The 21184-nt window shown below is 71.3% G+C and carries 18 protein-coding genes; 13 read left to right on the top strand and 5 right to left on the bottom strand.

Going from position 1 to position 21184, the window contains the following annotated elements; all coding sequences use genetic code 11:
* The first annotated feature begins 90 nt into the window (after positions 1–90).
* Both NMN56_RS28925 and NMN56_RS28920 read left to right on the top strand, forming a co-directional pair.
* Positions 91–858 carry an AraC family transcriptional regulator gene (locus NMN56_RS28925; protein ID WP_274044848.1) on the top strand — a complete coding sequence of 256 codons (768 nt, stop codon included), beginning with the start codon at positions 91–93 and terminating at the stop codon, positions 856–858.
* A 181-nt stretch (positions 859–1039) separates the two neighbouring features.
* A complete protein-coding gene (locus NMN56_RS28920) occupies positions 1040–2176 on the top strand; it encodes a MerR family transcriptional regulator (protein ID WP_274044849.1) in 1137 nt (378 codons plus the stop codon).
* 233 nt (positions 2177–2409) lie between these two features.
* Here NMN56_RS28920 and NMN56_RS28915 read toward each other — a convergent pair whose 3' ends face one another.
* The gene (locus NMN56_RS28915; protein WP_274044850.1) at positions 2410–3063 is read right to left on the bottom strand and encodes a TetR/AcrR family transcriptional regulator; all 654 of its coding nucleotides are present in this window, start codon (positions 3061–3063) and stop codon (positions 2410–2412) included.
* 121 nt (positions 3064–3184) lie between these two features.
* Between NMN56_RS28915 and NMN56_RS28910 the strand changes: the two genes are divergently transcribed.
* The 5 genes from NMN56_RS28910 (at position 3185) to phsA (ending at position 10133) form a co-directional block, all read left to right on the top strand.
* A complete protein-coding gene (locus NMN56_RS28910; protein ID WP_274044852.1) occupies positions 3185–4984 on the top strand; it encodes an ABC-F family ATP-binding cassette domain-containing protein in 1800 nt (599 codons plus the stop codon).
* 38 nt (positions 4985–5022) lie between these two features.
* Positions 5023–6144, top strand: coding sequence for a Vgb family protein (locus NMN56_RS28905; RefSeq protein ID WP_430542732.1), 1122 nt, complete (start codon positions 5023–5025; stop codon positions 6142–6144).
* Positions 6141–6980, top strand: coding sequence for a maleylpyruvate isomerase family mycothiol-dependent enzyme (locus NMN56_RS28900; protein ID WP_274044853.1), 840 nt, complete (start codon positions 6141–6143; stop codon positions 6978–6980). Before NMN56_RS28905 ends, NMN56_RS28900 begins: the two co-directional genes overlap by 4 nt.
* A 168-nt stretch (positions 6981–7148) precedes the next feature.
* On the top strand, positions 7149–7925 hold the full coding sequence (locus NMN56_RS28895) for a class I SAM-dependent methyltransferase (RefSeq protein WP_274044854.1): 777 nt from the start codon (positions 7149–7151) through the stop codon (positions 7923–7925).
* Positions 7926–8216: 291 nt separating this feature from the next.
* Complete coding sequence (gene phsA / locus NMN56_RS28890; RefSeq protein WP_430542731.1) at positions 8217–10133, top strand: O-aminophenol oxidase PhsA; 1917 nt, start codon at positions 8217–8219, stop codon at positions 10131–10133.
* Between the two features lie 97 nt (positions 10134–10230).
* Here the strand turns inward: phsA and NMN56_RS28885 are convergent, their stop codons facing one another.
* From NMN56_RS28885 to NMN56_RS28870, 4 genes are all read right to left on the bottom strand, one after another.
* A complete protein-coding gene (locus NMN56_RS28885) occupies positions 10231–10650 on the bottom strand; it encodes an ankyrin repeat domain-containing protein (RefSeq protein WP_274044855.1) in 420 nt (139 codons plus the stop codon).
* A gap of 9 nt (positions 10651–10659) precedes the next feature.
* On the bottom strand, positions 10660–11415 hold the full coding sequence (locus tag NMN56_RS28880) for an HAD family hydrolase (protein ID WP_274044856.1): 756 nt from the start codon (positions 11413–11415) through the stop codon (positions 10660–10662).
* A gap of 34 nt (positions 11416–11449) precedes the next feature.
* Entirely contained in the window at positions 11450–12634 is a 1185-nt protein-coding gene (locus NMN56_RS28875; RefSeq protein ID WP_274044857.1) for a phosphotransferase family protein, read from the bottom strand.
* A 231-nt stretch (positions 12635–12865) separates the two neighbouring features.
* Positions 12866–13744, bottom strand: a complete 879-nt coding sequence (locus NMN56_RS28870; RefSeq protein ID WP_274044859.1) for a winged helix-turn-helix domain-containing protein — start codon at positions 13742–13744, stop codon at positions 12866–12868.
* Between the two features lie 245 nt (positions 13745–13989).
* On the opposite strand from NMN56_RS28870, the gene NMN56_RS28865 reads away from it, so the two are divergent.
* The 6 genes from NMN56_RS28865 (at position 13990) to NMN56_RS28840 (ending at position 21085) form a co-directional block, all read left to right on the top strand.
* Positions 13990–14172, top strand: coding sequence for a hypothetical protein (locus NMN56_RS28865; protein WP_274044860.1), 183 nt, complete (start codon positions 13990–13992; stop codon positions 14170–14172).
* A gap of 310 nt (positions 14173–14482) precedes the next feature.
* Entirely contained in the window at positions 14483–15319 is an 837-nt protein-coding gene (locus NMN56_RS28860; protein WP_274044861.1) for a PaaX family transcriptional regulator, read from the top strand.
* Positions 15320–15532: 213 nt separating this feature from the next.
* Positions 15533–16681, top strand: a complete 1149-nt coding sequence (locus tag NMN56_RS28855) for an LLM class flavin-dependent oxidoreductase (RefSeq protein ID WP_274044862.1) — start codon at positions 15533–15535, stop codon at positions 16679–16681.
* A complete protein-coding gene (locus NMN56_RS28850) occupies positions 16681–17772 on the top strand; it encodes a zinc-binding dehydrogenase (protein ID WP_274044863.1) in 1092 nt (363 codons plus the stop codon). Before NMN56_RS28855 ends, NMN56_RS28850 begins: the two co-directional genes overlap by 1 nt.
* Positions 17769–19475 carry an acyl-CoA synthetase gene (locus NMN56_RS28845; protein WP_274044864.1) on the top strand — a complete coding sequence of 569 codons (1707 nt, stop codon included), beginning with the start codon at positions 17769–17771 and terminating at the stop codon, positions 19473–19475. Before NMN56_RS28850 ends, NMN56_RS28845 begins: the two co-directional genes overlap by 4 nt.
* The gene (locus tag NMN56_RS28840; RefSeq protein ID WP_274044865.1) at positions 19472–21085 is read left to right on the top strand and encodes a purple acid phosphatase family protein; all 1614 of its coding nucleotides are present in this window, start codon (positions 19472–19474) and stop codon (positions 21083–21085) included. The genes NMN56_RS28845 and NMN56_RS28840 overlap by 4 nt, the downstream gene beginning before the upstream one ends.
* Positions 21086–21184 lie beyond the last annotated feature (99 nt).

Below are 21184 nucleotides of genomic sequence, written 5' to 3'. Positions count from 1 at the left end.
TTCACAAAAGAAACTTCACCACTCCGGCAAGCCTTCTCGCATGCGATGTTCGGCACCATTCCTTCGCGTCTCAGCCAGTAGGGTGGAGAGGTGAAGAACGTCTCGCTGGACGACATCGACCACGTGGACCGGGCGGTCCTCCCGATCGGCACCGACTACCCGCCTGGACACGTACTGGACTGGCACGCGCACCGGCGCGCGCAGTTCCTCTACGGCGCCACCGGGGTCATGGTCGTGGACACGGCGGAGGGCACGTGGACCGTTCCGCCCGAGCGCGCCGTACTGATTCCGGCCGCGACCCTGCACCGGGTCCGCATGCTGGGGGTCAGCACCCGGAGCCTCTACATCGAGCCGGATGCCGTCCCCTGGTGGCCCGCGACCTGCACGGTCGTGGACGTTCCGCCGCTGCTGCGCGAACTGCTGCTCACAGCCGTCGAGTTCGAGGCCGACTACAGCCTGTCAGGGCGGGAGGGGAGCGTCGCGGAACTCCTCCTGCACGAGATCGCCGCGCGCGCCCCCCTTCCGTTCCACGTCGCGATCCCCGCCTCCGCCGATCTCGCGGCGCTCTGCCGCGAGTACCTGGTGGCACCCGACGCCGGCGTCACCAACGCGGCCTGGGCCGTGCGTACGGCCATGAGCGAACGGGCGTTCACCCGGCGCTTCCGCGCGGAGACCGGGGACAGCCCCGCCGTCTGGCGGGCACGCGCGCGGCTGCTCGCAGCCGTACCGCTGCTGCGCACCGCATCGGTCAGCGAGGTCTCAGGCCGCCTCGGCTATGCCTCACCCGCCGCTTTCACGGCCGCCTTCACCCGCGCCTTCGGCACGCCACCTTCCCGCTTCTCCGGGAAGGGGAGGTAGGTAAGGAAGGGAGCGGAGGAAGGAAAGGGGAGGAAGGAAAGGGGAGGCAGGGAGCGGAGGGGAGCGGAGGGAGCCGGGCCCAATCCGGCAGTCGGTGACGGCGGTTGACCTTCACCTTGGGGCAAGCCACAGCATCGGTGGGGCCGGGCGGTGTGCCCGGTGTGAGGAAGGGCGGTGTGAGGTGCTTACCATCGGTGCCTTCGCCAAGGCGTCGCGGCTCTCGCCGAAGGCGCTACGGCTCTACGACCAGCTCGGACTGCTGACCCCCGCACGCGTCGACCCGTCGACCGGCTATCGCCTCTACGCACCCGAACAGCTCGAACGCGCACGGCTGGTGGCCTGGCTGCGGCGGCTCGGTATGCCGCTGGCCCGCATCAAGCACGTGTGCGAGCTGGATGCGCGGGGCGCGGCGTGCGAGGTCAGGGACTTCTGGGAGCAGGTCGAGGCGGAGACCGCCGAGCGTCGGGATCTCGCGTCCTTCCTCGTCGAGCACCTGTCAGGGATGCCCGGCTCGCACCGGGCACCGGAGAAGGAGCACACGATGTCCCGGAACACCGCACCTCTGGAGATCCGTTACGCGGCGCTGTCCGACACCGGGCTTGTTCGCGAGAGCAACCAGGACACCGCCTACGCGGGATCAGGCGTGCTCGCCGTCGCCGACGGCTTCGGGAAGCGGGGCGGTCCCGCGAGCGCGGCGGCCGTCGACGTACTCAGGAGACTGGATGCGCACGCTCCGGGGACGCACGGCGGGGGAGGCGCGGGGCCCGTTCCTGCGGGCGACCTGCTCAACGTTCTCGAAGAGGCCATCGAACGCGCCGACGAGGCCGTACGCGGAATCGCCGCTTCCAGCGAGGCACCGCACGAGGTGGGTACGACGCTGACCGCCATGCTCTGGACCGGTTCGCAGCTCGCCCTCGTCCACGTCGGTGACTCCCGCGCCTACCTGCTGCGCGGCGGCGAACTGTTCCAGATCACGCACGACCACACGCTGGTTCAGTCGATGGTCGACGAGGGCCGCCTCGCCCCGGAAGAGGCCACCACCCACCCCCAACGAGCCCTGCTGGCCCGCGCGTTGACGGGCGGCGACGCAGGCGTCGTACCCGACACCCGGCTGTGCGACGCCGAGCCGGGTGACCGCTACCTCCTCTGCTCCGACGGCCTGACCGCCGCCGTACCGACCGGCACCGTGCATCAGGTGCTCGCGTCACCCACGGCACCCGAACCAGCCGTGCGGGAACTCGTCACCCTCGCCAATCGCAACGGAGGCCCCGACAACGTCAGCTGCGTGATCGCCGACGTGCTGCGGCCTCGGCGCTAAGGGGCCGGAGGGTGGGGAGAGGGAGAGGGCGGGGAGAGGGAGAGAGGGGGCTCGGCGTGGACGTTGAGAGGCTGCACCATGCCCGTTGCGAGCAGCTCATCCGCGAGGCGGACGCGTATCGGCTCGGTCGCGAGGCGCGCAGGACCCACCCGGCGACCGTTCCTGGTGGGCGGCCTACCGCACTCGCCTGGAGCGGGCCGCACAGGAGGCACGTCTGGTCCCGTCTCCTCTCGTCACCCCGCCTTGCCCTGTTCCTCCGTCTTGCCCCCTCCCTCCGCCGTGGCCACCGTGAACGCGCCCGCTGAGGCGGCGAGCGCTGCGGTGCGTGCGGCTTCGGCGGGGAGCGCGGGATCCGGTGGGGTGCGGAGCAGAACGAGCTGGTGGTACAGCGGTGCGGTGGCCGTGACCAGCAGTTTTCGGTGGTCGGTCGCGGCCGGCAGCTCTCCTCGCTCCACCGCGCGCGCGACGACGGGCTCGCAGCGCGCATAGCGGTCGTCCCAGAACTGGCGCAGCGCCGCTGTCGCCTCCTCGGAGCGGAAGGATGCGGCGATGAGGGCGAGGGCAACGGGCGGGTCCTCGGTGAGCCCGGCCTGCACCTCCTCGTTCAGCGCCGTCAGATCGCCCTGGAGTGAGCCGGTGTCAGCCGGGCGCCAGCTGTCGCCCTCCGCCGCCTCCAGTACGTCGGCGAGCAGCCCGCCGACGTCTCCCCAGCGGCGGTAGACCGTCGTGCGGTGCACGCCGGAGCGGGCGGCGACGGCGTCGACGGTCAGGCCGTCATAGCCGTACTCCACCAGCAACGGGCCGACGGCATCGAGGACTTGTGAGCGGATACGGGCGCTGCGCCCGCCGGGGCGGCGGGCGGGGGTTGCCAACTCGGATGACGACATGCCATCATCATAACGCTACATCCGTCGCAGTAGGGGGAATCGCTGATGCTCATTCGAAGTGTTCGTCCGGTCCCGCGGTCCCAGTCGGCCGCACCACGCCTGAACGCTTCGGAGAGCCGCCATGCCCACACAGATCACGGCACACGCCGTCACGAGGTCGTACGAAGGCCGGACCGTTCTCGACGGGGTGACCTGCACGCTCTCGGCGGGTGAGCGCACCGGCATCGTCGGGGAGAACGGATCGGGCAAGACGACGCTGCTCAAGCTCCTCGCCGGACGGGAGCTGCCCGACGAGGGCGAGGTCGTCCTCCGCGCCGAGGGTGGCGTCGGTTATCTCGCTCAAGAGGAGCGGCTTGCCGCGGAGTTGACCGTCCAGCAGGTCATCGAGGGGGCGCTCGGACAGCTGCGCTCCATGGAGAGACGCCTACACGCCCTCGAAGCGTCGATGTCCCAGGGCGACGCATCGGCCATGGGGGAGTACGGGGAGCTGCTCACGCTCTTCGAAGCGCGAGGGGGATATGAGGCGGAGGCGCGCGTCGAACGTGCCCTGCACGGGCTCGGTCTGGTGCGGCTGCCCCGTGACCGCGCCGTGGGCGGCCTCTCCGGAGGTGAGCGGGTCCGGCTGCGGTTGGCTGCGCTTCTCGCCGCCAACCCCGAAGTACTGCTGCTCGACGAGCCGACCAACCACCTGGACGATGCCGCGCTGACCTGGCTGGAAGACCACCTGCGCACACGGCCCGGTACGACCGTCGCCGTCTCGCACGACAGAACGTTCCTGGAGCGCGTCGCCAGCACCCTCCTGGAAGTCGACGCCGACCGGAAGCAGGTCGTCCGGTACGGCAACGGGTATGCGGGCTATCTCCAGGGCAAGGCCGCCGCCAGACGCCGCTGGGCCGAGGAGCACGACAGATGGCGGTCCGACATCGCCCGCCTCCAGGAGGCCGCGGCGACCACGGCACGCAGGGTCGCGCCGGGGCGAGCGATGAAGGACGGCAACAAGATGGCGTACGACCGCGCCGCCGGCCGCGTACAGCAGTCGCTCGCCAGCAGAGTGCGCAGCGCCGAGGAGCGGCTCCGACGGCTGCTCGCCGACCCGGTGCCCCCACCGCCCGAGCCCCTGCGCTTCGCCCGGGCGTTGCGCCCCAAGAGCGCGGACGCACCCCGGGCCGACGGCCACCCCGGCACAGCCGACGGCCACCCCGGCACAGCCGACGGCCAGCTCGGAACAGCCGACGGCCACCTTGGCACAGGCGGCACAGGCGGCATCGGTGCCCCCGGGGGTGTGAGCGACCCCGAGGGGGAACCGCGAGGCGAGTGCGGGGAAGTGCGTGCCGGCGCGGTCGTGATCGCGGCGGAAGGGGTGTCGGTCGCGGGGCGGCTGCGCCGTACGGACCTGGCCCTGGCGGCAGGCGAGCGGCTGCTCGTGACGGGTGCCAACGGTGCGGGCAAGAGCACGCTGCTCCAGGTGCTGGCGGGGGAGCTGGATTCCGGCACGGGCCGTGTCATCCGGCGAGGCCGCATCGGGCACCTCGGCCAGGACCCCCAACTCGCTCACGCGCGGCCGGGAATGACCCTGCTGGAGGCGTACGCGTACGGGCGCGCAGGAGCGTGGGAGGAGCACGCGGAACGGCTGCTGTCGCTGGGGCTGTTCACCCGGGAACGGTTCGCGGTGCGGGTCGGGCACCTGTCCACCGGCCAGCGGCAGCGCCTGGCCCTGGCGCGACTGCTGACCGAACCCGCCGACGCGCTGCTGCTGGACGAGCCGACCAACCACCTGTCGCCCGCACTGGTGGAGGAGCTGGAACAGGCGCTGGAGGGGTACGAGGGCGCGCTGGTCGTCGTCAGCCACGACCGTCTCCTGCGCCACCGCTGGCGGGGCACGCGCATGGAGCTGACACCCCGGGGCCGGGGCGAGGCATGAGAGACACCGAGGACATGAGACACACCGAGGAGACGCGCGTGGAACTGACAACCGTGGCCGAGCCGGGCTCGGGCCCGTACGACATCGTCACCGGACCCGACGGGGCGCTGTGGCTCACGCTGGCGCACTCCGGCGAGATCGCCCGGCTCACCATGGACGGCCACAGCGACAGATACGCACTGGGCACGCCCGCCTGCACGCCCACGGTCCTCACCCCAGGACCGGACGGGGCACTGTGGTTCGCGCGGACGGGAGACCACAGGATCGGCCGCATCACGGCCGGAGACCGGCCCGGGAACGGAGACGGGCCGGGGAACGGGGGCGGGTTCATGGCCGGAGACCGACCCAGGAACGGAGACCGACCCAGGAACGGAGACAGAGACAGGTTCACGGCCGGAGACCGGTTCGCGGCCGGGGAGGAGCGCGGGAGCGGGGGTGCGAACGGGGTGCGGGTGGTCGGCGAGACGGCGGAGTTCGCGCTGCCGACACCGCAGTGCGGACCGTACGGGATCGTGACGGGTGCCGACGGGGCACTGTGGTTCACGGAGATGAACGCGGACCGGATCGGGCGCATCACCACGGACGGCGAGGTCACCGAGTTCCCGCTGCCGCTGAGTGGGGGGTTCCCCTCCGGTATCGCCGCGGGCCCCGACGGAGCGCTCTGGTTCACGCTGCACAAGGCCGACGCCGTCGGCCGGATCGACCTGGAAGGCCATGTGACGGTCTACCCGTTGCCCACCAAGGGCGCGGGACCCGTCCGCATCACCTGCGGCCCGTCCCTCGCGGACGGACCAGGCCTCACGGGTGACAGAAGGGGGGCCGGTGACACAGGACCGGCCGGTGGCGGGGAGCTGTGGTTCGCGGAGATCGGTGCGGGTCAGATCGGCCGGATCACCGTGGAAGGCCGCATCGAGGAATTCCCGCTGCCCGACCGCGCGTGCAAGCCGCACGCGGTCGCGGTGGCACCGGACGGGGTCTGCTGGTTCACGGAGTGGGGGGCCAACCGCGTCGGCGCCCTCGCGCCGGACGGCCACGTCACGGAGCACCCGCTGCCGGCGCCGGGAGGTGAGCCGCATGGCTTGACCGTCGGTCCGGACGGAGCCATCCACGTGGCGCTGGAGACGGGGGAGGTGGCACGCGTCAGTACCGTTGCCCCATGACCTCGACGCCCCCACCGGCCGACGACCCGAACCGGCTGAGCTATGCGCGGTACTGCGCGGAAATCCCGGCGCAGACGGACGGCGTGCGCCACCTGCTCGCCGGCGCAGACATGGCAGCGCCCGTACCGTCCTGCCCCGGCTGGAGCCTGGGACAACTCGTACGGCACATCGGCGGGGCGCATCGCTGGGTCGAGACGCTCGTGCGGAACCGGGCGGCAGGGCTCGTCCCGGACAGGCAGGTGAACGACGTACCTGAACGGGAGCACGAGAGCGCGGACTCCTTGCGCGCCTGGCTGGGTGAGGGTGCCGTCCGGCTGGCGGAGACGTTGCGTGAGGCGGGTCCGGAGGCCCAACTGTGGACCCCGGTGCCCGAGCGGTACAGGACGCCGGTGTTCTGGGCCCGCCGTATGACGCATGAGACGGCCATGCACCGCGCCGATGTGGCGCTCGCCGTGGGCGCTGAGTACGTGCTCATGGAGGAGGTGGCGCTGGACGCGGTGGGGGAGTGGATGGAGTTCGCCGCGCTCCCAGAGGTGTCGTCCGAGTCCCGCGCGGGCGAACCCCCGCTGCTCGGCCCCGGCCGTACGCTCCACCTCCACGCGACCGACACGGCGGCGCCCGGCGCCGGTGAGTGGCTGGTCGACCTCACCGGGGAGCACCCCGTATGGCAGCTCGGTCATGCCAAGGCCACCGTTGCCGCGCGGGCCCCGCTCACCGACCTCCTGCTGCACCTCTACGGCCGCCCCGCACGGGACGGCCACGCCGTCGAAGTCCTGGGCGACGCCCCCTTGCTCGACCTGTGGAAACGACGCTCCGGCTACTGGCTCCACGCCTGAATCCCGCACACAGTGCCCCGGATCCGCCTTCCGGGTCCGCCTCCCGGACCCCCCTTCCGGGTTCCCCTCCCGGGCCCCGAGCCCTCCCGAGTGGCCTGAATCGCCTCCCCGCAGGCGGGGCCCGGAATTCGGTTGGCTGTGACGCATGGGGCCTGTGAGGATGACGGGATGCGTTCGTTCGAAGAGCTGGTGAGTGAGGCCGAGTCGGTTTCCGTTGACGGCTGGGACTTCTCCTGGCTGGAGGGACGGGCCACGGAGGAGCGGCCCTCATGGGGCTACCAGCGGCTGATGAGCGGACGCCTGGCGTCCGCCACCGCGGCGCTGGACCTCCAGACGGGCGGCGGCGAGGTGCTCGCCGGCGCGGAAAGGCTGCCGTCGGTGATGGCGGCCACCGAGGCGTGGCCCCCGAACGTCGCGAAGGCCACGGCCCTGCTGCGCCCGCGCGGCGTGGTCGTCGTCGCGGACACGGACGAGCCTCCGCTGCCGTTCGCCGAGGGCGCGTTCGACCTTGTGACCAGCCGTCATCCGGTACGCGCCTGGTGGGAGGAGATCGCCAGGGTGCTGGAGCCGGGCGGTACCTATCTGGCGCAGCATGTCGGCCCCGCCTCCGTCTTCGAACTGGTCGAGTTCTTCCTCGGCCCCCAGCCCGAGGCACGCAAGGGCCGCCGCCCCGAGGACGCGCGTACCGAGGCCGAGGCGGCGGGACTGGAGATCGTGGACCTGCGCTCGGAGCGCCTGCGGATGGAGTTCCACGACATCGGTGCCGTCGTCTACTTCCTGCGCAAGGTCATCTGGATGGTCCCCGGCTTCACCGTCGAGCGCTACCACGACCGCCTGCGCGAACTGCACCAACTGATCACCACGGAGGGCGCCTTCGTCGCCCACTCCTCCCGATTTCTCATCGAGGCCCGCAAGCCGGCACATACGGCGACGCCTTCCGCCTGACGCGGGCCGAGCCGGCCTGTCGCGGACCGAGCCGGCCTGTCGCGGGCCGAGCCCGCGCGGTCACATCGGCGTGCGGCCCGCGCCCAGGGAACCTGCCCCGGGGGGAGTAGCGGTTCTCGTGCTGTTGCGCTAGCGCTGGCTCCCTCACGCGGCGCAACCTGTGCGTGGATCGGCCCGAAGGCCCGGGATGACGGCAACTCTCCCTCGTGTCTCAGACGTCCCGTTACTCAGGAAAGCCCGCAGTGCCGCCGTTGCGGCGTGTGGGCACGACCAGTTCAACGGGGGGACACCTTGTCCGAGTTCATCGAAACAATCGAGGAAATCTTCGCGCCCGGCGAGGAGGAGAAACTCGCGGGAGCAGCCACAGCGGAGGAACTGACTCCGTACGTCGACGCGCTACGCGTGCCGCCCGTGCTGCGTCCCGTGCCCACCACGGACCCGCGCGGTACCCAGGTCGAGATCGAGCTGACCGAGACCTGGACGCGGCTGCACTCCCAACTGCCGCCGACCCGCGTATGGGCGTACAACGGCCACTTCCCTGGGCCCACCTTCGAGGTGCGCCGGGGGCAGCGGATCCGGGTGGCGTGGACCAACCGGCTGACCGGCACCTTCCCGGTCACCTCGGTCGCCGTCAAGCGCGGTGACCCCGCCGACCCGAACACGAACCACCCCGGCAGGGACGGCGTCAAGCCCGACCCGAACGTCGCCGCGCTGCCCGGCTGGATCGTCACGCACCTGCACGGTGCCGAGACCGGTGGCGGCAACGACGGCTGGGCCGAGAACGCCGTCGCGAACGGCGACGCGCAGCTGTCGGAGTACCCGAACAACCACCAGGCGACGCAGTGGTGGTACCACGACCACGCCATGAACATCACCCGGTGGAACGTCTACGCCGGGCTCGTCGGCACCTACCTCATCCGCGACGCCGAGGAGGACGCGCTGCGTCTGCCGCGCGGCAAGTACGAGGTGCCGCTGGTGCTGGCCGACCGCAACCTGGACGTGGACGACGACGCCGGGGCCGGTACCGGACGCCTCAACGGGCAGCTCCTGCACAAGGTGATCAGCCTCGGCCCCAACCCCGAGTCCGGCAAGGACATCACCCTGCCGTTCAGCGGCCCCTACTCCACGGTCAACGGAACGATCTGGCCGCACCTGGAGGTCGAGCCGCGCTGGTACCGCTTCCGGCTGGTCAACGCCTCGAACGCGCGCGTCTACAACCTGGCGCTCGTGGACGAGAAGGGCGTTCCCGTACCTCCGGGCACGGTCAAGCAGATCGGCAGCGACGGTGGGCTGCTGCCGCGTCCCGTCGACATCACGTTCGCCGACGACCCGGACCCGGCCCGGCGCAAGGTGCTCCCGGCCGCGCCGGCCGAACGCTTCGACCTGCTGATCGACTTCCGCGCGCTACGGGGCAAGAAGCTGCGCCTGGTCAACGTGGGCACCAAGGGCTTCGGCACGCCCGACCCGGCGGCGGGGGTCGCCTACCCGCAGGTCATGGAGTTCCGGGTGGACAAGGAGCCGGTCCGCGAGCCGTTCGTACTGCCCGCGACGCTGTCCGGCACCTTCCAGCGGCTGGGCCACGACATCCCGCACAACCACCGGCTGATCCTGCTCACCCCGCCCGGCACGGTGGGTGGCGGCGGCCACCCGGAGATCTGGGAGATGACCGACGTCACCGAGGAGGTCGGCGACGGGCCGCTCACCCAGGCCGAGGGGATCGTGCAGCTCAGGGGGAGGGACGGCGTACTCAGGACGTACCGCAGGATCGCTCGCACGTTTGACGACACGCTCGGCTTCAAGGTCGCGCACAACGACGTCGAGCAGTGGAGCTTCCTGAACCTCGGCGGCCCCACCCATCCCATGCACATCCACCTTGCCGACTTCCAACTGACGGCCAGGGACGCCTACGATGCCTCCGGCTTCGACCCGGCGATCGGCGGCACCCGGGACGGCAGTCCCGTCGTCTTCCAGCCGGACAGGCCGATCCCGATCGCGCCGAACGAGACCGGCTGGAAGGACACCTACCAGGTGCCGGCCGGGCAGATGGTGACCGTACTCGGCCGCTTCGACGGCGCACACGGGCGGTTCATGTACCACTGCCACCTGCTGGAGCACGAGGACATGGGCATGATGCGGCCCTTCACCGTCATGCCGCCCGAGGTACTCAAGTTCGACCACGGTCACGGCGGTCACCCGCACGGCGCCTGAGCCGGAGGAAGCGGCGGAACCAGAGACAGCGCGGGAACGGGGAGCAGCGGAGGAACAGAGGCAGCAGCGGTAACAGAGGCAGCAGCGGAAGCGGGGGCTACTCGGCGCCGAACAGGCCGAGCAGCTCCCGCTTCTCGAACATCCGCGCGGTGTCCACGGCCGAGGGCTGCCCGGCCAGCGGATCGGCGCCCGCGTCGTGGAGCGCGCGCACGATCTCGTCCTCGCCCTTGAACACGGCACCCGCGATCGGGGTCTGCCCCCGGTCGTTGGCACGGTCGGGATCGGCGCCACGCGCCAGCAGCGCGCGCACGGTCTCCGGGTGTCCGTGGTAGGAGGCCAGCATCAGCAGCGAGTCGCCCTTGTCATTGGTGAGGTTGGCGGGAACCCCCGCGTCCACATAGGCGGCGACCTTGTCGGTGTCGCCGTGCCGCGCCAGATCGAAGATCTTCTGCGCCAGCTCCAGCACCTCGGGATCGTGCGCGGGCTCGTCGCTCTCGGGAGTGGGTGCGTCCGTCATACCGCCACCTTACGTACGACCCGCCACGTCGTCCCGCAAGCGGGCGGCAGCCAGTTCGTACGCTGCGGGGTCGAGCAGACGCAGCAGCTCCGGCAGCGACCGCACGACCTCGGCGGCGCTCGCCCCGCGCAGCTGCGCCGCCTTCCGCCGGTCCCGCGCGTACCCCACGAACCGGACTCCCGCTGCCCGGGCGGCCTCCAGGTCACGTGGGTGGTCGCCGACCATCACCGCGTCCCGGGCCGCTGTGCCGGCGGCCTCCAACGCGCGCTCCAGACAGTCGGGGGCCGGCTTGAGCCGCAGCGGGCCGCCCGGCGTCCTGCCGTGCACATGGCCCTCGAACAGGTCGAGCAGTCCCCGCCTGGCCAGGTAACACTCCACGGCCTCACGGGAGTTGTTCGTGGTGACGGCCAGCGCGTGCCCGGCCTCGTGGAGGGCGCGGATGACGTGGTCGGCGTGGCGGGTGGGCCTGGCGCCGGTGGCGGCGGTCACCTCTTCCTCGGTGAGCAGGCGCTCCAGCGCCCCGGCGGCGCCGTCGGCGACGGCGCCGGGGTCCTCGAACGCCGCCTGGAGCAGCACATAGGGGTCCTCGGCGGTCCTGGCCCGTTCCCTGGTGGAGGGAAGCATGGAGGGGAGTTCCGCGGTGAGCCTCTCCAGTCTGCGCGCTATGGCAGCGGCCGGGTAGGCGGAGAACAGGGTGCACACGGGGCCGTCGAAGTCGAGGAGCACGCACGTCGTGGAGCCCGGGAAACGGGTCAGGTCCTGCATGGAAGACGTCCTCACGGAAAGTGGCGGGCGACAACTATCCCCGTGTGAACGCCTCGCGTACAGAGGCGATGGACCTGGGGGAACGCCGTGACAAGCGGACCCGCAGCGCCCCGTTTCTGTGTTTCCTGTGCCAGGCCCTGAGCGCGGCACCCACCTCCGGCAGGCCCGGCACGGACGTCAGTTGCAGCGGGGCGCGGGCGCGGGAGAGCGCGCGGTGGACACGGAGCGCCGCCTTGTGGAAGTGCTCGTCGCGCGCGAGCCACGGAAGCGCGAGTGCGGCGCGCATGGTGTCGGGGAAAACGGACTGCGCGTGTTCGAAGTCGACGTACAGCGCGAAGTCCCGCTTCATGGCGGCCAGTTTCTCCACGTGACCGCTCCCTCTGGCGCGCATGCCCCTGCGCCACAGCCCGAGAAGCCGTGCCCTCTCCTCCGGCGGGTATTCCATGCGCACCGTGTGGGTGGCCAACTCGTGCAGGGGGTCGCCGTAGAGCGCGTTCTCCCAGTCCACGAGGGTGAGTCGGCCGCCCGGCCCGGATGAGCCGTGGCCCACGACCAGGTTGGCCCTGTGCACGTCGGAGTGCAGCAGCCCGTAGGGGCGAGGAGTCAGCCGCTTGGCCTCGACCCCGAAGCGCTCCACCGCGTCGGTGGGCACGCCGAGCGCGTCGAAGAGGGCACCGAAGCGCCGCAGGTTGCCGACGTAGACCTTCTCGTGCGCGAACGTGGCGAGATGCTGGAGGAACGTCGTGCTGTCACCCTCTTCCGGCCAGCCCTCGGGGAGCGGGGGAAGCGCGTGCGAGGGCACATCGGACAGCGAGGCCAGGAGCGCCGCGATCCGGCGCAGCGTTTCCCTGCCCACGGGCCCGGGCGGAGGCGCGGAGTCAGCGAGGGCCGCGCCGTCGACGTACGAATGCAGTGCGTGCCGCCGGTCGGTGGTGAGCGAACGCGGTACGGCAGGCAGATAAGGGCTCACCGCCTGGAGGACCGCACCCTCGTCGTACCAGGCTCGCGGCACGACCTCGGGAGTGCGTAGCCGCGTGCGGAACTTGCCCAGCTCGCCGGCCTGCGCCCCCACGGCCGAGGCGAGCGGTTCGCGCAGCGCGACGACCACATTGCGGTGGTGGTGCCCCTCCAGCGCGAAACGGTCACGGTCGAACCGGTGGCGCAGCAGGTGCCAGCGCAGCGGCAGCGAGGGCGCGGGGCGGGTACGGGGGGAGGTCATCGCGACACCGGTTCGCTCACAGAAGGCACTTCACTCACGGGGTACTTCGCTGACGGATACGGGATACGGGATACGGGATACGGGATACGAGGTACGGGCCTGTGCGGGGCCCGGTCACGGATGCGTACGGACCAGGGCTTGTACGGGCACGGGCGGGCACGAGTGTGTACGGGGCGGGAGACTATCGCCGCGCGCTCGCGGTGGAATGGGGTTTCGCCGTAAAGGTCCCGTTCAGTCGGGTGAGAACGGCTTTGCGATGGTTGACCAGAGCGACTCGAAGAACAGCTGGGACTCCTCGACGAATGCCGCCTCCTGATCGTCCCGGCTGTCGGCTCCCGAGGAGAAGCGGAAGAGCCGGGATTCCACACCGCGCACGTCGTAGATGGTCAGCTGGTCCCCGCGGAACTCGACCTCCTGGTCGGCCAGCACGGGGTAGTAGCCCATGAGTGCCTCGGTGCTGTTGAGCAGGTAGAGCTTATGGGTCGGGGTGATCGGAACGGTACGGATCTCGAACCGCACCTCCCCCACGCGACTCCGGTCCCCCATCGTCCTGAGCATCAGCTCAAGGGTCTTGGTATAGGTCCGCTGCATCTCGTGGAGGCGGTCCAGGGGGCGAGGGTCGTCGGGGCCGCTCATGAGGCGGGGGAGGGCCAGGCGGGCTCCGAGGCTGGGGATCAGGATCCGTATGGTGACGGACTCCGGCGCCAGGGTGCCCTCGATGATGTCCACCTGTGGCCTGGACAGCGCGTTGTTGAGGGTCTCCGTGGTGAGGGAGAAGGCGTCGATGGTGACGTGGTCGGCTTGAAATGCGGCGTAGAGCCGTTCGCCGAGTTCGGTTCCCGCCGTTCGGGGCGCGTCGCCGGGGCGAGCGTGGATGGCTACCGTCGGTGAGGCGCCTCGGCCTATGCCCTCCAGCAGGCCGTCCTGGGCGAGCGCCGCGAGTGCCTCGCGTACGGCGCTGCGGCTGACGCCGAACTCGGTCTCCAGCTCGCGCTGGGTCGGGAGGCGGGCGCCTGGCTCGAATTCGCCGTTCCGGATGCGTTCACGGAGGGTGTCGGCGACCACGTCGCGTGGACGACGGCCGTTTGAGGAGTCACGCTTCCTGGTCACGCCAAGAGCCTATAACTTCCGGCCAGGGCACGGGAGTTGTATGCCAAGTGTTTTCGAATGGTGGACAACTGGGCATGTAACTCGTGAGGTTGGCCGCCAACTCCCCAACGTGGCAGACAAGTTCGCCAACTGCCATCACGGCCCGCTCCAGGCAGTCAGGGCCCCGGATATTCGCCCGTCCAACGGCGCATGGGCGCACCACCAGCAACGCCCGTTCCCCTCATGCCTCTGAAGGAGGGACCGTCATGCCGTTGATCGCGCTCATCGCCGCTATAGCCCTTGTCTCGTTCGAGCAACTCGTACAGGTGCGCTTCGGGGTCCTTGGCCTTGTGGGTTTCCTGCTGCTGAGCATCGGGATCAAGGCCAAGCACGTGGGTTGCAGCTGCGCGGGAGCACTCGTCCTCGCCACCCTGCTGCTCCAGTCCTGACCGCGGAAGCGCTCCACGGAGCCCGTGCGTCTTCCCAGGGCTTCATGGCCCTCGTAGCCGCCCCTCGTAGTCGTCCTCGCAGGGCTCGGCAGGCCGTCGCCGGCCTGCCGGGTACCCGGACGCCAACCCGCGCCAACTGTGCCAATCCGCGCCAGCCAGTGCCAACTGTGCCGACCGCATCGGTTCACGCGACCGGCATCCCGTTCCGCCGCCGTCATGCCGTCTCCCCCTCCCTTCTTCCCACGCCACGGGGGGAGGCGGCTTGTCCCCGGCGGACCGTGCGCGAGAGGGCCCCGGCTAGTCTCGCCGCATGTCACCCGTGCCACGTACCCGCCGCAGGCCGGACGGCAGTCCGAGCGCGCGGGCGCTGTTGTTCACGGTGCTCGGTGAGTACGTCCGCTACCCCGGCAGGGACCGTGTCTGGTCGGTGACCGTGGTCGCTGCGCTGGGCGCGCTCGGTGTGGAGGAGACCACCGCGCGGCGTACCGTCACGCGCCTCGTCCATGAGGGCTGGCTGACGGCCGAGCCCCAGGGCCGGTACACCCAACTCGTGCTCACCGCCCGGCTGATGAGGCTGCTGCGGCGGTGGACCGAGCGGCTGCGGCGCGCGACCGAGGACACCCCGTGGCACGGCGAGTTCCCCGTACTGCTGCTGCGGCTGGCGAACGAGCACAGGCCGGTGCGGGCCGAGCTGGAGGAGCGGCTCACCTTCGAGGGGTTCGGCCCCCTGGGGCGCGGCGCTTGGCTGGCCGCCGATCCGGGTGGCAAGGAAGCGGTGCGCGAGACCCTGGCGGAGCTGGGCGTCGCCGAACGCGCCGTCCTGCTGGCCTCTCGCGTCGAACTGCCCGACGTACCCGCGCTGTTCGGGCAGGTGTGGGACCTGGACGCGGTACGCCCCCTGCACGAGGAGTTCATGGCCCGCTTCGAAGGGCTGCGCCCCGCAACGGACGAAGAGGCATTCGTCGTCCGCACCCAGCTCGTGCACGCCTGGCGGCTGACCTTCCACCGTGACCCCCGCCTGCCCTCGCGCTTCCTGCCGGCGGGCTGGCCGGGCCTGGCGGCCACCGCGCTGTTCGTACGCAACTGGCTGGAGTGGCACGAGGCGGCTGAGCGCTACTGGGACGGTCTCTGGCCGGTAAGGCCGTAGCCCCGGGAGCACGGGAGCCGCAGTCGCAACTGGCGCCCGTCCCTCACCGCGACACCGCCCCCGACTCCGCGACCCCGTCCCCGGCCCCCCGGGACCCGCCCCGCACGGGGAGATGGCCACCAACTGACGCCGCATCACTTATTGCACCTTCGGCTTCCCCGCAGTAGGACGTAAGAACTCAGAAGTTCTCACTGTGTCCAACGAGGGGGCTCCGTGAAATTCGGCGCGTTCATCGCCCCGTACCACTCACCCGACGGCAACCCCACCCGTCAACTCCGCCGCGATCTGGAGCTGGTGGAGCACCTCGACCGGCTCGGCTTCGACGAGGCATGGATCGGCGAGCACCACTCAGGCGGCTACGAGATCATCGCCTCGCCCGAGGTCTTCATCGCCGCCGCTGCCGAGCGCACCCGGCGGATCCGGCTCGGTACCGGCGTCAATTCGCTCCCGTACCACCAACCGCTCATGCTCGCCGACCGCATACGCCAGCTCGAACACCAGACGATGGGGCGGGTCATGCTGGGCGCCGGGCCAGGTCAACTGCCCTCCGACGCCTTCATGATGGGCATCGGCCCGGCCCGCCAGCGGGACATGATGGGGGAGTCGCTGGACGCACTCGTTCCGCTGCTGCGCGGCGAGGTGGTGACGGCCAGCACGGACTGGTACGAGCTGAACGAGGCACGGTTGCAGCTCCCGCCGTATGCGCCAGGGGGCACCGAGATCGCCGTCGCCTCCACCCTCTCGCCCGCCGGCGCGCATCACGCTGGGCGGCACGGCCTGGCGCTGCTCTCGCTCGCGGCGGGCGACCCGGCGGGCTTCGCCACCCTCGCCACCAACTGGGACATCCACGAAGCCACAGCCGCCGAGCACGGGCACACGGCGGACCGGGAAGGCTGGCGGCTGGTCACCCCCGTGCACCTGGCCGAGACCCGTGAGCAGGCGCGCGCGGAGGCCGAGTGGGGGGTGCTCGGGCTCGTGCGCTACATCGAGGGGCTCAGCGGAAGGGCCATGCCCTGGGGCGCGAGCGCGCGGCAGGCACTGGAGCAGTGGACGACGGACGGCTTCCCCACCTTCGGCGTACCCGTCATCGGCACCCCCGAGGACGCCATCGCGCGGATCGAGCAACTGGCGGAGAAGACCGGCGGGTTCGGCACGTTCCTCGTACTCGCCCTGAACGTCGCCGAGCCCACGGCGGCGCTGCGCAGCTTCGAGCTGTTCGCGGAGTACGTCGTTCCGCACTTCACCGGCGCCAACGGGCCGCGTGCCGCGAGCCTTTCCTGGGCCAACGCGCACAGCGACCGCTTCATCGGCGCCCTGCGCCAGGCCGTTGACGCCGCCGTCGCACAGCACCGGGGTGCCTGATGACGGCGGGGGGCCTGATGCGCGCCGTCGTCATGCGGGCCGGCGGCCTCGTCGTCGACGAGGTCCCTGAGCCCGTTCCCGGGCCGGGACAGGTACTGGTCGAGACCCTCGCCTGCGGCATCTGCGGCAGCGACCTCAGCGCGCTGGCGCACACCGAGGAGTTCCTGCGGGCCTCGCGGGACAGCGGCAGCTCGGCCTTCGTCTTCGATCCGGACGCCGATGTCGTCCTCGGTCACGAGTTCTGTGCCCGCGTCGTCCGGCCGGACCCGGAGAACGGTGCCTGCGCCGCCGGCCAGATCGTCGTCGCGCTCCCCTGGGCGCTGGACGGTTCGGGCACCCTGCGCACCGTCGGCTACAGCAACGCCTTCCCCGGCGGATACGGCGAACGGATGGTGCTGCAGAGCGCGGCCCTGGTCCCCGTGCCCGGCCATGTGCCGCCGCGACTGGCCGCGCTCACCGAGCCGTTGGCCGTCGGCTTCGGCAACGTCGCGCGCTCCGCCATCGGCCCCGGCGGCTCCGCCGTCGTCATCGGCTGCGGCCCCGTCGGTCTCGGCGCCGTCGCGGGCCTCGCCGAGCGTGCCGTCGCACCCGTCGTGGTCTCGGACCCGTCGGCGAAGCGCCGGGAGGCCGCCGTACGACTCGGAGCGCACCGCGCCGTCGACCCCCGGCGCGAGGATCCCGTCGAGGTGTGGCGGACCCTGGCCGGGGCCGGGCAGCAGCTGACCGTCTTCAACTGCGCCGCCGTGCCCGGACTGCTGAACGAACTGCTGTACGCGGTGCCGAGGCGCACGAAGATCATGCAGATCGGGGCCCTGATGACCGACGACACCTTCCGGCCCGTCGTCGGCATCTACAAGGACGTCGTCATCGAGATGTGCATGGTGTATCCGCCCGAGGAGTACCCCCGTACCCTGCGGCGCATCGCCGAAGGCAGCGTCGAGGCCGACGCCCTGATCACCGGCGAGGTCGGCCAGGACGGGCTGGCCGCCGCCGTCGAGGCGCTGCGCGACCCCGGCGAGCACATCAAGATCCTCGTCAGGCCCGGCGCCGAAGCACCGGGCGCCGAAGCGCCAGGAGGAGCACCGACATGACCGACACCTCTCCCGTACGCGCCCACACCCTCGGCGACCTGCTGCGCCGCACCGCTGCCAGGACCCCGCACAGGACGGCGCTCGTCTGGCGCCAACGCCGCGACACCTTCGCTGAGCTGGACGCCGCCGTGAACCGTACGGCGCACGCGCTCGCCGACCGTGGCGTGACCAAGGGCGACCGGATCGCGCTCCTGTCGCACAACTGCCGGGAGTTCGTGGTCCTCTACTTCGCGCTGGCCCGGCTGGGCGCGCTCTCCGTACCGGTCAACTTCATGCTGGGCGCCGAGGAGGTCGCGTACATCCTGCGGCACTCAGGGGCCGCCGGAATCCTCGCCGAGGACACGCTCCAGCCCGTCGCCGCCGCTGCCCTGCGTGCACTCGACGCCGGGACGGACGGGGCCGATAAAGTCGACGGGACGGACGGGACGGACGGGACGGACGGGACGGACGGGACCGACGGGACCGACGGGACCGACGGCCGGACCGATGGCGGGACCGGCCACAGCCCCGTGCGGCTCCGGGGCTGGATCGGGCTCGGGGAGGCGGCCTCGCCGCCCGGCGGCTGGGAGGACGTGGCGGACTGGGAGAGCCACCCCGACGCGAGCGCGCCCCGTACGGCCGTCGCCGATGACGACCCGTTGCAGCTGCTGTACACCTCCGGTACCGAGTCACGCCCCAAGGGCGTGATGCTCTCCAGCCGCAGCCTGATCGCCCAGTACGCGTCGGCCGCCGTCGACGGCGCGATGACGGCCGACGATGTGGAGATCCACGCGCTGCCCCTCTACCACTGCGCCCAGTTGCACGTCTTCCTCACCCCCGACATCCAGCTCGGCGCCACCAGCGTCGTGCTCCCCGGGCCCGACCCCGCCACCCTGCTGCGCACCATCCAGGAGGAGCGGGTGACCAAGCTCTTCTGCCCGCCGACCGTGTGGGTCGCGCTGCTGCGCAGCCCGGAATTCGGCCGCTACGACCTGTCGTCGCTCCGCAAGGGCTACTACGGCGCCAGCCCGATGCCGGTCGAGGTGCTCAAGGAGCTGGGTGCCCGGCTGCCCGGCGTCCTGTTCACCAACTTCTACGGCCAGACCGAGATGTCTCCCCTGGCCACCGTGCTGCGCCCGGAGGAGCAGGCCACCAAGCCGGGCTCGGCCGGCAGGGCAGCGCTCAACGTCGAGACCCGGCTGGTCGACGACGAGGGCCGGGCCGTTCCCGTGGGCACGGTCGGCGAGATCGTGCACCGCTCGCCGCACGCGATGCTCGGCTACTGGAACGACGAGGAGAAGACCGCCGAGGCGTTCAGGGACGGCTGGTTCCACAGCGGTGACCTGGGCGTCGTCGACGAGGACGGCTACCTCTACGTCGTCGACCGCAAGAAGGACATGATCAAAACGGGGGGCGAGAACGTCGCGGGACGTGAGGTCGAGGAGGCACTGCACGGGCACCCCGCCGTGGCCGAGGCGGCGGTCTTCGGCATCCCGCACCCGTACTGGATCGAGGCGGTCACGGCCGTGGTCGTGCTGCGGGACGGCGCGAGCGCGACCGGCGACGAGCTGATCGGCCACTGCCGTGCGCAACTGGCCGGCTTCAAGGCACCCAAGTACGCGGCCGTGGTGGCCGCGCTGCCCAAGAACCCCAGCGGCAAGATCCTCAAGCGGCAACTGCGCACGGAATACGCGCACCTGGCCGAGGAAGGCGGCACCAGATGACCGTTGACCGCAGCACCGCTCTCCGCCGCAGAACCGTTCTCACCGGCAGCGGCGCCACCGGAGCCGCGCTGCTCCTGGGCTCCGGCACGCGGGAGGCCGCCGCTTCCCCCGTGCTGTGGTCCCGGCACTCGCGCGCGGGCGCTCCCGGTGTGACCGGCGTGCACTTGCAGTTCGGCGCCGACGCGGCGCGCGAGATGGCCGTCTCCTGGCTCACGCCCGAGCCCGTACGCAGGCCGCGCATCCATCTCGGCACCCTCGGGGGCGGATTCGGGCGCACGGTGGCCGCCGACACCCGCAGCTACCGCGACGGCCTGTCCAGGACCGAGGTCTTCGTCCACCACGCCCGCCTCGACGGGCTGCGGCCCGCCGCCACCTACACGTACGCGGCCGTGCACGAAGGGGCCACGCCCGAGACCGGTGTCTTCACCATGGCACCGCACGGCCGCAGCCCGTTCACGTTCACCAGCTTCGGTGACCAGGGCACCCATGACCTGCGCCGGATCGTCAAGCTGCCGGACGGTGTGCCCTCGCCCACCGGCCCCTACCCGCTCCACACCTCCAGCCAGGTGGGCTCGCCCGCCTCCTCCGACATCGTCGCGGCGATCGAACGCATTGGGCCGCTCTTCAACCTCGTCAACGGCGACCTGTGCTACGCCTCCGTGGGCGGCCTGTTCGGTCAGGACCGGGTCGCCACCTGGGCGGACTGGTTCACGGGCAACAGCCGCTCCACCCGCTTCAGGCCCTGGATGCCGTGCGCGGGCAACCACGAGAACGAGCGGGGCAACGGCCCGCTGGGAGCCGCCGCCTACCAGGCGTACTACGACCTGCCGCACGCCGGGAGCACCCAGGAGACCCGCGGGCTCTGGTACGCCTTCACCGTCGGTTCGGTGCGCGTGATCAGTCTCGCCAACGACGACGTGGCCATCCAGGACGGCGGCGACAGCTATCTGCGCGGCTTCTCCGGCGGCGCCCAACGCCGCTGGCTGGAACGGGAGTTACGCCGCTCGCGCGCGGACGCGGCGGTGGACTGGATCGTCGTCTGTATGCACCAGCCCGTCATCTCCAGCGCCCGCCGGTCCAACGGCAGCGATCTCGGCGTACGCGCAGCATGGGGTCCCCTGTTCGACGCTTACGGCGTCGACCTGGTGCTGAGCGGCCATGACCACCACTACGAGCGCTCCCACCCGGTGCGCGGCGCGCTGCCCAACGACACCCGCACCCCGGTTCCGGCAGCCACCCGCCAGGACGTGATCGACACCAGCAGGGGCACCGTCCACATGGTCATCGGTGGCGGCGGCAACTTCGCCACCTCGTACCGGAGCCTCTTCGAACGGCCGCGCGGACGTGTCATCGTGGCCCGCAGCGACGAGCAGAGCCCCGATCTGCCGGACCGCAAGGACTCGGTATGGCTGGAGGAGGACGCTCCCTGGGCCTCCGTGCAGGACCGCGAGCACCCCCACGGCTTCGCCGCCTTCGACGTCGACCCGGGCGACCGGCACAGCACGCGAACCCGGATACGGGTCACCTACTACACCTTCCACGGGCCCTACGCCGAACTGAAGCCGGTCGACACCTTCACCCTGGAACGGCCGCGCGGAGACGCGGGGTGAGGGACGGGCGGGGTGAGGGACAGGCGAGGTGAGGGACAGGCCGGGTGAGGGACAGACGAGGTGAGGGGCAGACCGGGTGAGGGACAGCACGGGCGGTGC

The sequence above is a fragment of the Streptomyces iconiensis genome, from assembly GCF_028657195.3.
GTDB classification, from domain to species: domain Bacteria; phylum Actinomycetota; class Actinomycetes; order Streptomycetales; family Streptomycetaceae; genus Streptomyces; species Streptomyces iconiensis.
Note: the sequence above shows the minus strand (reverse complement) of the source record. Positions and strands in the feature narration are given on the sequence as shown.

Excerpts from the sequence above, each read along its gene's own strand:
- NMN56_RS28910 (WP_274044852.1), top strand. The coding sequence starts at position 3,185 with ATGCCCACACAGATCACGGCACACGCCGTCACGAGGTCGTACGAAGGC.
- NMN56_RS28895 (WP_274044854.1), top strand. The coding sequence starts at position 7,149 with ATGCGTTCGTTCGAAGAGCTGGTGAGTGAGGCCGAGTCGGTTTCCGTT.
- NMN56_RS28860 (WP_274044861.1), top strand. The coding sequence starts at position 14,483 with ATGTCACCCGTGCCACGTACCCGCCGCAGGCCGGACGGCAGTCCGAGC.
- NMN56_RS28845 (WP_274044864.1), top strand. The coding sequence starts at position 17,769 with ATGACCGACACCTCTCCCGTACGCGCCCACACCCTCGGCGACCTGCTG.
- NMN56_RS28865 (WP_274044860.1), top strand. The coding sequence starts at position 13,990 with ATGCCGTTGATCGCGCTCATCGCCGCTATAGCCCTTGTCTCGTTCGAG.
- NMN56_RS28885 (WP_274044855.1), bottom strand. The coding sequence starts at position 10,650 with ATGACGGACGCACCCACTCCCGAGAGCGACGAGCCCGCGCACGATCCC.
- NMN56_RS28875 (WP_274044857.1), bottom strand. The coding sequence starts at position 12,634 with ATGACCTCCCCCCGTACCCGCCCCGCGCCCTCGCTGCCGCTGCGCTGG.
- NMN56_RS28850 (WP_274044863.1), top strand. The coding sequence starts at position 16,681 with ATGACGGCGGGGGGCCTGATGCGCGCCGTCGTCATGCGGGCCGGCGGC.
- NMN56_RS28840 (WP_274044865.1), top strand. The coding sequence starts at position 19,472 with ATGACCGTTGACCGCAGCACCGCTCTCCGCCGCAGAACCGTTCTCACC.
- NMN56_RS28900 (WP_274044853.1), top strand. The coding sequence starts at position 6,141 with ATGACCTCGACGCCCCCACCGGCCGACGACCCGAACCGGCTGAGCTAT.
- NMN56_RS28915 (WP_274044850.1), bottom strand. The coding sequence starts at position 3,063 with ATGTCGTCATCCGAGTTGGCAACCCCCGCCCGCCGCCCCGGCGGGCGC.
- NMN56_RS28880 (WP_274044856.1), bottom strand. The coding sequence starts at position 11,415 with ATGCAGGACCTGACCCGTTTCCCGGGCTCCACGACGTGCGTGCTCCTC.